Source organism: Deltaproteobacteria bacterium, from assembly GCA_028818775.1.
In the GTDB taxonomy this organism is placed as follows: domain Bacteria; phylum Desulfobacterota; class Binatia; order UBA9968; family JAJDTQ01; genus JAJDTQ01.
In genome coordinates this window covers 1-10,775 of the sequence record JAPPNE010000143.1, presented here as the reverse complement: position 1 = coordinate 10,775, position 10,775 = coordinate 1, and the positions used below count along the sequence as shown (strand labels likewise).

7 protein-coding genes are annotated in these 10,775 nt (G+C 69.2%); 2 read left to right on the top strand and 5 right to left on the bottom strand.

The genetic code is table 11. From position 1 onward, the window contains the following. Window positions 1-452 (top strand): cupin (locus tag OXU42_15610; protein MDE0030816.1); only part of this gene is annotated, 452 nt, incomplete at its 5' end. 71 nt (window positions 453-523) lie between these two features. On the opposite strand, the gene OXU42_15605 is transcribed toward OXU42_15610, so the two are convergent. Further along, window positions 524-1,444, bottom strand: coding sequence for an ABC transporter substrate-binding protein (locus OXU42_15605; GenBank protein MDE0030815.1), 921 nt, complete (start codon window positions 1,442-1,444; stop codon window positions 524-526). Between the two features lie 169 nt (window positions 1,445-1,613). Here OXU42_15605 and OXU42_15600 point away from each other — a divergent pair, with 169 nt between their 5' ends. Continuing rightward, window positions 1,614-3,059, top strand: coding sequence for an amidase (locus tag OXU42_15600; GenBank protein MDE0030814.1), 1,446 nt, complete (start codon window positions 1,614-1,616; stop codon window positions 3,057-3,059). Between the two features lie 101 nt (window positions 3,060-3,160). On the opposite strand, the gene OXU42_15595 is transcribed toward OXU42_15600, so the two are convergent. The 4 genes from OXU42_15595 to OXU42_15580 form a co-directional block, all read right to left on the bottom strand. Next, a complete protein-coding gene (locus tag OXU42_15595; protein MDE0030813.1) occupies window positions 3,161-3,901 on the bottom strand; it encodes a dienelactone hydrolase family protein in 741 nt (246 codons plus the stop codon). 93 nt (window positions 3,902-3,994) lie between these two features. Then, a complete protein-coding gene (locus tag OXU42_15590) occupies window positions 3,995-5,758 on the bottom strand; it encodes a hydantoinase B/oxoprolinase family protein (protein ID MDE0030812.1) in 1,764 nt (587 codons plus the stop codon). Between the two features lie 17 nt (window positions 5,759-5,775). Beyond that, window positions 5,776-7,869 carry a hydantoinase/oxoprolinase family protein gene (locus OXU42_15585; protein MDE0030811.1) on the bottom strand — a complete coding sequence of 698 codons (2,094 nt, stop codon included), beginning with the start codon at window positions 7,867-7,869 and terminating at the stop codon, window positions 5,776-5,778. 92 nt (window positions 7,870-7,961) lie between these two features. Then, the gene (locus OXU42_15580) at window positions 7,962-10,454 is read right to left on the bottom strand and encodes a S8 family serine peptidase (protein ID MDE0030810.1); all 2,493 of its coding nucleotides are present in this window, start codon (window positions 10,452-10,454) and stop codon (window positions 7,962-7,964) included. Window positions 10,455-10,775 lie beyond the last annotated feature (321 nt).

The following is a 10,775-nucleotide window of genomic DNA, read 5'->3' as shown; positions in this document are numbered from 1 at the left end:
GCGCCATCCTGGTGTGCATCAAGGGCAAGGGGTTCAGCTACACGTGGCCGGACACCCTGGGCATGCGGCCCTGGGAGGAAGGACGCGGCGACGACGTCAAGCAGCAGACCTACGAGCCCGTGGGCATGATCAGCGCCGCGCCCATGCGCGGCGACTGGTTCCACCAGCACTTCGGCACCGACCCGGAGGGGCTGCGCCTGCTGATCTTCGACGGCCCCTACGGACCGGCCTTCCGGCGCGGAGGCGCCCCGGGCGGTCAAGCCAAGGACGTGGGCGCGGTGGACACCCGCGACGGCGGCAACGCCATCTCCTACATGGACGAGGACCCTCAGATCCGGAGGACCTACGAAGCGGAGCTGGCCGCCAACGGCATGGAGAGCCGCATGCCCGAGTGGGCCTATGAGACGCGGACCCCGCCGGAAGGCGCGCTGGAGCCGGCAGCGGGGTTCTGAGGGAGTTTAGGAACGTCATTCCCGCTTTCACGGGAATGACGGAGAGAGACGCTGGGAGTGGCGGAGGGTTCTCAACCCGCCCACAAGTCCCCAAACCGCACCGCGGCCACCTGCTCGTAGGGCACGGGTCCCGGCAAATGTCCTACGGACTGGGCGAAGGCGTTCAGCTTCGCCACCGCCTCCTCGGTAATGGCCGGCTCGTAGAACGGTACGTCGCGCTCCACGATGCCGGTGATGAGCGCGGTGGCGTCCTCGGGGAAAAGTCCCTCCCCCACCTCGGCCGCCCGTGACGGGTCCGCGCGCAGCGCCTTCTGCGCCTTGACGATGGCGCGCACGGCCGCCGCGCACTGCTCCGGCTCCCGTTCGATGAAGGAGTCCGTGGTCCCGAGTCCGGCGAAGGTACAGTAGCGGACCTCAGCGGGATCGTCGCCCCGCCGCACGTCCACGTGAACCTTGCCGACCCCGAGCGAGACCGCGGTGGCGCTGCCCATGGCGTTGGACCAGAAGCCGTCGATCTGTCCGGACTCCAGACCGCGGGCCGCGTACACTCCGAACGAAACGTCGCGCGCCTCGGACCCCGGCAGATGCACGATGCTTACGTCGCGCTCCGGGTCCAGCCCGCCGGCCGCCAGCAGCGTCTTGAACACCAGGTCCGGCCCCTCCGCCGCCGTGAGCCGCAGGCCCTTCAGCGCATTGAAGTCGCCCCGTTCGGCCTCGAGATCCGCCCGCACCGTCAGGAGCCACGGCGTCCCCTGGGACAGCGCCACTAGCAGCTTGGCCCCATTCCAGCCGGGAAACTCGCGCAGAAGGTCGTGCACCGACCCCGCGATCATGGCGTCCGCGCTCCCTTCCCGGAGCGCCCGCGTGGCGCCGATCTGGGAGACCAGTTCGATCTCCACGTCCGCGCCCTCCTCCCGATAGAAACCCAGCTCCTGGGCGGCCAAGGCCGGAAAACAGGTGTTGCTGACAAGGTCTACGGCTGCGATGCGCATGCTCTTTTTCCTCATGGTTGGCTGAGTCTCGTAACTGAGGCATCATGCCATAAACGACGTCCCAATCAACGGGCAAGCGACACTCTTAATACTCGACCGTTGTACACCTAGGCTTCCGTTACCCGAACGCAACGGCGATTGCAGCGAATCCATGGCAGGAGGCACCGTGATGACCGACCGTGACTTGGCTGAGCTGACGCTCCAGGATGCAGCCACACAACTCAAGGGCGGCGAGATCTCGCCGGTCGAACTGACCGAGCTCATGCTCGCTCGCATCGACCGCCTGAACCCGGAACTGGTGGCGTACGTCACGGTATCGCGGGAGGAGGCGCTGGCGGACGCGCGGGCCGCGGAGGCGGAGATACGGGACGGCAAGTATCGCGGGCCGCTGCACGGCGTTCCCCTGTCCATCAAGGACAACATCGCGACGCGGGGCATCCGCACGACGGCGGGTTCCAAGGTGCTGGAGGACTGCGTTCCCGAGTCGGACGCTACGGCCGTGGCGCGGCTCAGAGAGGCGGGGGCGGTGATCCTGGGCAAGACCAACATGCACGAGTGGGCCAACGGGGGCACCACCATCAACCCGTTCTACGGCACCACCCGGAACCCGTGGGACACGGAGCGGATCGCCGGCGGCTCCAGCGGCGGGTCGGCGGCGGGGCTGGCCGCGAGCCTGTGCCTGGGTTCCATCGGCACGGACAACGGCGGGTCGGTGCGAAACCCAGCCTCGCTGTGCGGCACGGTGGGGTTCAAGCCCACCTATGGGCGCATCAGCCGGTTCGGGCACGTGCCCGGCGACGGCGGCTTCAGCACCAACCACCTGGGGGTGTTCAGCAAGACGGTGCGGGACTGCGCGTTGATCCTGCAGGCGATCGCGGGCCAAGACCCGGAGGATCCCAACAGCGCCGACGAGCCGGTGCCGGACTACGAGGACGGCCTCGACGCGGGCATCGAAGGGATCCGGGTAGGGATCGTCAAGGACTACTTCGACCGGTACATGACCCGGGCGGTGCGGGAGGCGTTCGTAGAGGCGCAACGGCAGCTCGAATCCCTCGGCGTGCGGCTGGTGGAGGTGGAAGTCCCGCTCCTGGACACGACACGGTTCGTCTGGCCCTGCATCACGCGGCCAGAGAACGTGGCGGAGAACCTGCCCTATCTCACGGCTCGGCCGCGGGACTACAGCCCGCGCCTGCTGCGCCAGAACATCGCTTCCATGCTGATCCCCGCCGACGCCTACGTCGCCGCACAGCGCCTGCGGCGCCTTCTGTGCCGGGAGTTCGACGAGGTCTTCAGGACCGTGGACCTCATCGCCGCCCCCACGGCGGCCGTACCGGCCCCCACCATCGACGAATCGAAGCGGGCCGTCATGGAAGTCGACGGACAGGACATCAGCCTCGAGAGCCCGGGCGTGAACTTCCGCTCGCTCTTCACCACCCCCTTCAACCTCACCGGGCTGCCGGCCCTGAGCGTCAACTGCGGCTTCTCTTCCGGCGGCCTGCCCATCGGGCTCCAGCTCGTGGGGCCGCGTTTCCGGGAGAAACGGGTGCTGCGCGCCGCCCACGCCTACGAGCAGGCGGCCGGCTGGTTCCGGCGCACGCCGCCGGTGGGAGGGTGAGCGGTGAAGCGCTTCTCGATCGCGTACCGAGACGGCCGCGGGCCGGTTTGAAACCCGCCCCTACCGCAGCCGCACCCGAAGGCGTCGGCATGGCGTCCGGCTCAAGCGACCGAACGCATCCTCGTGGCTACGGCTTCCACTCCCAGCACCCGGTCGAGGAAGTTGACGGACAGCGGCCAGGTAAGCTTGGCCAGCGCGGGGTCGTAGGCGTCGCCGTCGGCCAGGGCGAAGCCGTGGCCGGCCGGCGGGAAGAAGTGCCACTCGACGTCCGGCGTGCCTTCCAGGAAGGCCGCCCGTAGCTTCTCCTGCACGGGCACGGGCGCCACGCGGTCATGGCCGCCGAACAGGATCATGGACGGGCAGTGGATCTCCCGGGCGGACTCGTTGGGGTGGCGCGGCCTGAGCTCGCTCGGGCCTTCGTCCCGCACCGAGGGGTAGTAACCGAGGTACGCTGCGACCCGCGGCGTCGCCGCGACGAAGTGGATGCCGATGCGCCCGCCCATGCACAGGCCCATGACCGCCACGCGCTTCTCGTCCACATCATCCCTTCCGCAGAGGTAGCGCCAGCCTTGGCCGATGACCTCCACGAAGCGGCCGTCCGTGGTCTGCTTCTGCACGTCGTGGAAGTCGGAGAAGCCCAGGATGTCGTAGAGCGCCGGCACCATGGCGGTGTAGCCGGCCTCGGCGAACTCGCAGGCCATGTGCTTGATGTGGCCCGTGACGCCGTAGTGGTGATGGACGATGAGCAGGGCCGGGCCTGGCGCCGACCGTTCCGGCGAAGCGATGAAGCCGGGCACGCCGTCCTGTTCCTGCGTGAGCGCGCGTGTGATGATCCTCGACATGATCCCCTCCTGCTGGCCCTTCCAGAGTTTCCTTGATGACGCCGTGTCGTGCGCGGTCATTATGCCCCTTTACGGGGTATGCCGGTCAAGCGATCAGGAGCCCGGGTCCCCTTCCGCCGCGCGCCGCCCTTCCCGCAACCTTCGAGTCGCTTCCATATCCGCGCCTCCCGTAACGGCGTCCACAACCACTCCATACTGCAACCGGGCATTCTCGGGCGACAGCAACCCGCCGGCCACATCGTCCAGGACGGCCTCCACCGGCCGTTCGCGGGGATCGCCATAGCCTCCGCCCCCGGCGGAGCGGATCTCGGCGACATCGCCGGCGCGCGGGTGGTGCATGGCGGCCCGGTGGAACTCCAACTCCCGGCCGTCCCGCCCGCGCACGCGTACCGTCCCGGGTGCCGCCGCGGCGCCGCCGCCCAGCCCGAAGGGCGCCGTCTCCTCGGTGCCGCTGCCGATCTGCACGGACAGCGCGGTGCCCTCTTCGTTGAAACGCACGGCGAACACCGCGCCGTAGCCGCCGCGCCACTCGCCGGCGCCGGCGCTGTCCGGACGGTACTCGTACTGGAGGATGCGGTGCGGGAAGGTCAGCTCGTAGAGCTCCGGGTCCGGCACCCGGCTGCCGCCCATGGACGACACCGGGCTGATGTGGCTCCAGCCGTCGAAGCCGTGGGTAGCGCCGCCGCCGCCCTTGGCGAAATGGAGGATGAAGGCCCCCGGCCGGCCGGTCCTGCGGTTGAGGGCGGTGCCGGCCCCGGCGTTGGTGCGCGCCCAGGCCGCCTGCGCCCGCTCCGGCATGGCCTCGGACAGGGCCATCCACACCGCCTCCACGATGGTGGCGCAGGTGGCCACGGTGCACTGGGTGGTGGGCGCGCCCTCGCGCGGATTGACCAGCGATCCCTCCGGCGCCGTCACCGACACCGGGCGCATGGCGCCTTCGTTCACGCCCACGTCCGGGGCGATGGTGGAGAAGAGCCCGATGTAGCAGGACGAGACCGTGTTGGCGTAGGAGCTGTTGTAGTAGACGGGGATCTGCGGGTCGGAACCGGTGAAGTCCACGTGCAGCCCCTCGCCTTCCACCTGGACCCGGAGCCGGATCGCCGGCCGCCGGCCGGCGTCGCCGTCCTCCAGCACGTGGTCGAGCTGCCGAGACGCGTGGTAAACGCCGTCGGGCACCGCGGCGATGCGCTCCCGCATCTGCGTCTCGCTCCGGTCCAGCACCTCGTCGATGGCGCGGTCCACGCTCTCACAGCCGTACCGTTGGAGCATCTGCCCGAGCGCCCGCTCGCCCACGTTGCACGCGCCCACCTGGCACTGGAGGTCGCCTTCCACCAGCGCGCGCAGCCGCACGTTCAGCAGGATGATCTCCCACACGTCCCGGTTGTAGACGCCGCCCCGGTAAAGCTTCGCCGGAGGTATCCGCAGCCCTTCCTCCCACGCGGTGGCCGCGTGCGGGTTGCGTCCGGCCGCGCCGCCCCCGCCGATGTCCGCATGGTGCCCCCGGCTGAGCACCCAGAACCGGAGCTTCCCCTGGAAGAACACCGGCTTCAACACCGAAATGTCCGGCGCGTGGTTGTTGCCGCGGTAGGGATCGTTGAGGATCATCACGTCGCCGGGCTCCACGTCGTCGCCGAAGTGGTCGCTGACGGCCTTCACCGCGAACGGACTCGCGCCCATGAGCACCGGGATGTAGGCGGTCTGCGCCACGAGCCTCAGGCGCCGGTCGAACACCGCGGTGACGAAGTCCTTGTTCTCGGCGAAGATGGGCGAGCGCGAACTGCGCAGCATGCCCGCCCCCATCTCGCGGGTCACGCCCTCGAGACGGTTGGTGATGACCGTGAGGAGGATGGGGTCCATGGTCGTGCGGGGTTCGATCATGTCGAGCCGGGCGAAGCACTCGCGGCGCGCCGAAGCCGTTCCAGGCTCTCCTGAAGGCTGTGCGTGTCGGGGTGCACGAGATAGTTGCCGTAGGCGTCGCAGGCGAGCTGGAACCCGGGCGGCAGCACCACCGTCGTGGTCTCCTGCTCGACGATGGCGGGGCCGCGCACGTTCTCGCCGGCGGCCAGCCGGTGCCCGTCGTGGACCGGCACCTCGACGAACTCGTCGTCAAAAAACGCGTTCCTGCGGCCCGTCAGGGAGGCGCCGCCGTCGCCGCTCCGGGCGGGCATGGGCGCGGCGTCGGCAAGCCCCCTTCCCACCACTCGAAGGTTCACGATCTCGGCCGCCGCCTCGGGCATGCTGTAGCCGTTCAGCATCTCGTGAATGCGGTGAAAGTCACGCGCCACACCGGCCACGGCGTCCTCCGTCAACTCGGTTCCCGTCACGGGGACCTCCACCTCGCTGAACTGTCCCACGTACCTCACGTCCGCGGCGCAGCTTAGCGCAATGCGAGCCCGCGGGACACCCTCGGCCAGCAGCGCCTCCTCGGCCGCGCGGCACAGATCCCGGTAGTACTCTTCCACCGTGTGCCGGTCGAGCCGTTCCAGCGACATGACGCAGCTCTTCACGAAGTCGTGGCGCAGGTCCGACAGAAGCTGGCCCGCGGCGCACATCACCGACGCTTCCCGCGGCACCAGGATCAGCCCGATGTCCAGTTCGCGCGCGATGGCGCAGGCGTGGATGGGGCCGGCGCCCCCCGCGGCCACCAGCACGAACCGGCGCGGGTCGTGTCCGCGCCGCACGGACACCTCCCGGATGGCGTCCACCATGCTGGCATTCACCACCTGATGGGCGCCGTAGGCCGCGCGTATCACGTCCATGCCCAGGGGTTCGGCTACCTGACGGCGAAACGCTTCCCGTGCAGTGTCCTCGTCGAGGCGGAGACGTCCGCCCCAGAACCGCTCGGCGCTCAGGTAACCGATCAGGAGATCCGCGTCCGTCACCGTGGGCCGGGCGCCGCCCCGGCCGTAGCATACCGGACCCGGAGTGGCGCCCGCGCTTTCGGGTCCCACCCGCAGCAGTCCCCGGCCGTCCACGGACACGATGCTGCCGCCGCCCGCGCCGATGGTGTGCACCGCCACCATCGGCAGGGCGATCCGGTGCCCCGCGATCTCCATCTCCTTGGTCACCTCCACCTCGCCTCGGTTGGCCAGACACACGTCGAAGCTCGTGCCGCCCATGTCCGTGGTGATGGCGTCGGTGATGCCGTGGAGACCGGCGTACCACAAGCCCGCCACCGGCCCGGCGGCGGGCCCGGACAGGATGCTCCGGACGCCGAACCGGGCCGCCGGAGCCAGTCCCATGACGCCGCCGCTCGACTGCATCACCAGCAACCGGCCACGGAACCCTTTGTCCGCCAACCGCCGCTCAAGGGATTCGAGGTAGTCCGCCAACACCGGGGTCACGTAGGCGTTGACCGCGGTGGTGCTGAGCCGTTCATAGAGGCGAACCTCCGGCAACACCTCGCTGGAGAGTGAGACGTGCACGTCCGGCAGAGCTGCCCGGAACCGCTCGCCCACGGCGCGCTCGTGCGCGTCGTTGGCGAAGGAGAACAGGAACCCAACGGCAACGCTTTCGACCCCGTCCCGACGCACCGCCGCCACGGCCTGCTTGACGGACTCCTCGCCCACCGCCTCCAGCACCGCACCGTCCCCGTTCACGCGCTCGGCGATGGGATGAATCCGCTGCCTGGGAATGAGCGGATCGGGCGGCGCCTGCTTGGGGTCGTACAGGTCCGAGCGCACGCCGCGCCGCATGTTGAGCACGTCCCGGAAACCCGCCGTGGTCAGCAGCGCCGTGCGCGCGCCGCCGCGCGTCAGCAGGGCGTTGGTGGCGATGGTGCTGCCGTGGATAATCCTGTCGGTGCGTTGCAGGAACTCCCGCAAGGACAGGCCCAGTTCCTCCGCCACGAGTTCGAGACCGGCGAGCAGCGCACCCGCGCGGTCGTCGGGATCGGACAGGGTCTTGCGAAGGAGACGGCGGCCGCCGCCGGACACCATCAGGTCGATGAAGGTGCCGCCGACGTCCACGCCGACCAAGTATCGACCTCGCGAATCACTCATAACTACTTGATAATACTATCGTCTATTATGTCATGAAGTGTGGGACCGTTGAGCGTTTCTTAGAACCGCCGGTTGTAGCGCGCGACGATTGAGACCTCCCCTTCGCCTGCCACGTGTCCGGCGTCCTGCGAGGCGATCGCGGCCATGTGCGCCCGGCCGCCCGCCCAGGGACGCGAGTACGCGACCTCGAAGTCGAGTTGGCGGCCCGAGGGCTCGAGGCCCAGATCCGCCCGCTCGATCTCGACCTGTCCGTCAGGGCTTCGCCCGGACACCCATCGCAACTGCGCACGCCCCGTCTCGACGCGCAGCGGCTGCGACAGCCGGAACGCAAGCCGGTCGCCGCTTCGGGCGACATCCCGGCCGACGACGCCGACCGCGAAGGCGCCGCTCCAAAGTCCCGATATCCCTCGCACGATGCCCCGGCGCCGGCTGTCCGTCCGGTGCACGCCGGCGTGGGCGCTTCCCAGCACCGTCCAGCCCCCGCTCAGACGACGGAACGCCGAGAGCCCCGTGAGGGTCGTCCCCGTATGAAACTCGCCGAAGGCGCCGTCGGGCCGGCTCCCCACCGCTCCGTTCGCTTCCGACATCCATCCCACCTGCAACGAGAGGCCCGAATCGGCGAGCCCACCGAAGCGGTACTCGGTGAGGGCGCCCGTGATCCCCGCATTGTGTGCGTCCTCCCGGCCGCCGTACCGCCCCGTGGCCGCGAACGCCGCGGCCTGAACCGAGCCCGTGCCCAGGGACGATGCGAAACCGAGGCTGGTCCCGTTGCGGGCGAAACCGAGATAGGGATTGGCGAATGCGCCGGCGTCCGTGAACGTGCCCGGCGTGAGCTCTCCCGGTCCCAAGCCGAACCGCGAGGCCAGCCGGCTGCGGTATCCGAGCGCAAGCCGGCCGCCGCCGAAATCGTGCGTGACCGACAGCGAAGCGAGCGCAGCCGGGCTTGCCCACGGCCCGGCCCCTATCGTGCCCATACCTCCGACAGCATGCTCCGCGAAGGCGACGCCCGGGCCGTCGCCGACACCAGCACCGTGCACGGTCGGGACGACGTCGAGGCGCACCTGCAACCCGTGCCCGTCCACCTCCCACGGCGTTCCGCGGGGATCGCGTCCCAACGCTCTCAGGCGCTCGCCGAGCGAGCGACCGGCAAAGCCCACCGGCCGAAGGTAATCGCCGAGACGGTGGACGAACGGCGCATCGAGTTCGTCGAAGCTCGCCACATGGGCCGAAGCAAGTCCGCGCACCAGGGAATCCCCGAAGGCCGGGCCCAGGTGCAGGGCGCTCCGTGCCTCCGGTGACGATGAGCCGAAGAGCGAGAGGCCGGTCAGCATCCGCTTTTCTCCGACCGGCCGGGTCGCCGCATCGAGGTCCAGGAATCCCTGGCCGTACATGTCGGCGTCCGCGTAGACGCCCGTCCTGTCCGCGGTGGCGAGAATGCGCTCCACGATCTCGTCATTGCCGAGCTGGCCCCGAAAATGCTGGGCGAGCAGCCCGATCCCGCCCGTGACGAACGGGGCCGCGGAGGAGGTGCCGGCCTCTTCGACCGTGATGAAACACTGCGATGCACCAGCCTCGCAGTGGAAAGCCGGCGCGGCGCTCGTGATGTCCACGCCGGGCGCGGCCAGACAGAACTCCTTCGCGATCCCGCAACGGTTGGAGAAGTCGGCGATCGTGCCTTGCGGGTTCGTCGCCACGACGGCCAGCGAATGACCTCGCAACTCCGGGATCCGCACCGGAAGCCCGGGCAGGATTTCGACCGAGGTCGCCGATACCGGCGACCCGTCCGGTTCCAACTCGCCGTGGGCGTTGCCGGCCGCCCATACGTATACCGTGCGCTTGCCGGCCGCGGTATCCGCCTGCGCCATCGCCTCGATGACGTTGGGAAAGCGTTCCCGCAACTCCTGCGCGCCGAAGTGCTCGATGTTGCCGGGAAGACCGAAGCTGCAGTTGACGGCCGTCACCCGGCCGTTCAGGCGGACGAAGGCGATCCCGGTGTCCCGCTCCAGTTCCCTCTCGAGTTGCGCTTCGACATCGAGGACCCGCGCCTGGAGCTCCGCGATCTGCTCGGGCGTGGGGTCCTCCGGGTACTCCGCCACGATCTCGTCGATGACTTCCTCCAGGTCGCGCGATCCCACCCCCACCGATATGACCCTGGCGTCGAAAGCGACCCCGTGAATGGCGGGCCCGCCTGCCGCGCCCGCGTCCGGCGTCCGGTGCCGTGCGGCGGCCATGATCCCCGCGACCAGCGTTCCATGTCCCAGCGCACTGAGGCACGCGCCGTCGGGGCCGACCTCGTCGCAGGTGCTGAAATCGGGATCGTAGTCCCCGACGTAGCTCGCTTCGAGCTTGCCTTCGAACTTGGGGTGATCGGGATCGACTCCGCTGTCGACGATCCCGAGCGTCACTCCCTCGCCGGTCGCACCGCGGGCGTAGGCGTAGTGCGCCTTGATCCGGGCGAGCCCATGCTGGTTGCGGAACTCCTCGTGACCGGCGTATTCCTCGCGTCGTTGCTCTTCCGTCTTGAGATCGGGGGTTCCATCGACCGGGTGCACCGTCGCGCTCGTGCCGCAACCCGCGAGCGCGAGGGCGAGAGCCAGGACTACGGTGGGGGTACCCACCGCTCGAGCCGCTGCTCGGCGGGCACGCCGTTTCGAAGCCGTGCGTCGGATCGTGCACCGCATGCGTGTCATTGGTTCCTTACCCCTCTCCGATTCGGAATCGGCCTCGGGCAACCCGTCGACAACCCGCCGGCGTTCTTGCCGAAGATGTACGGGAGAACCCGACTCTTCGCCCTGCTGATAGTACGTTTCTTCGAGTTCGGCTAGTGTGGTGTCTGGTTAATTCGCAGCATAATATGCGGAGGATTTTTCGTT

Excerpts from the sequence above, each read along its gene's own strand:
- OXU42_15605 (MDE0030815.1), bottom strand. The coding sequence starts at position 1,444 with ATGCGCATCGCAGCCGTAGACCTTGTCAGCAACACCTGTTTTCCGGCC.
- OXU42_15600 (MDE0030814.1), top strand. The coding sequence starts at position 1,614 with ATGACCGACCGTGACTTGGCTGAGCTGACGCTCCAGGATGCAGCCACA.
- OXU42_15595 (MDE0030813.1), bottom strand. The coding sequence starts at position 3,901 with ATGTCGAGGATCATCACACGCGCGCTCACGCAGGAACAGGACGGCGTG.
- OXU42_15590 (MDE0030812.1), bottom strand. The coding sequence starts at position 5,758 with ATGGACCCCATCCTCCTCACGGTCATCACCAACCGTCTCGAGGGCGTG.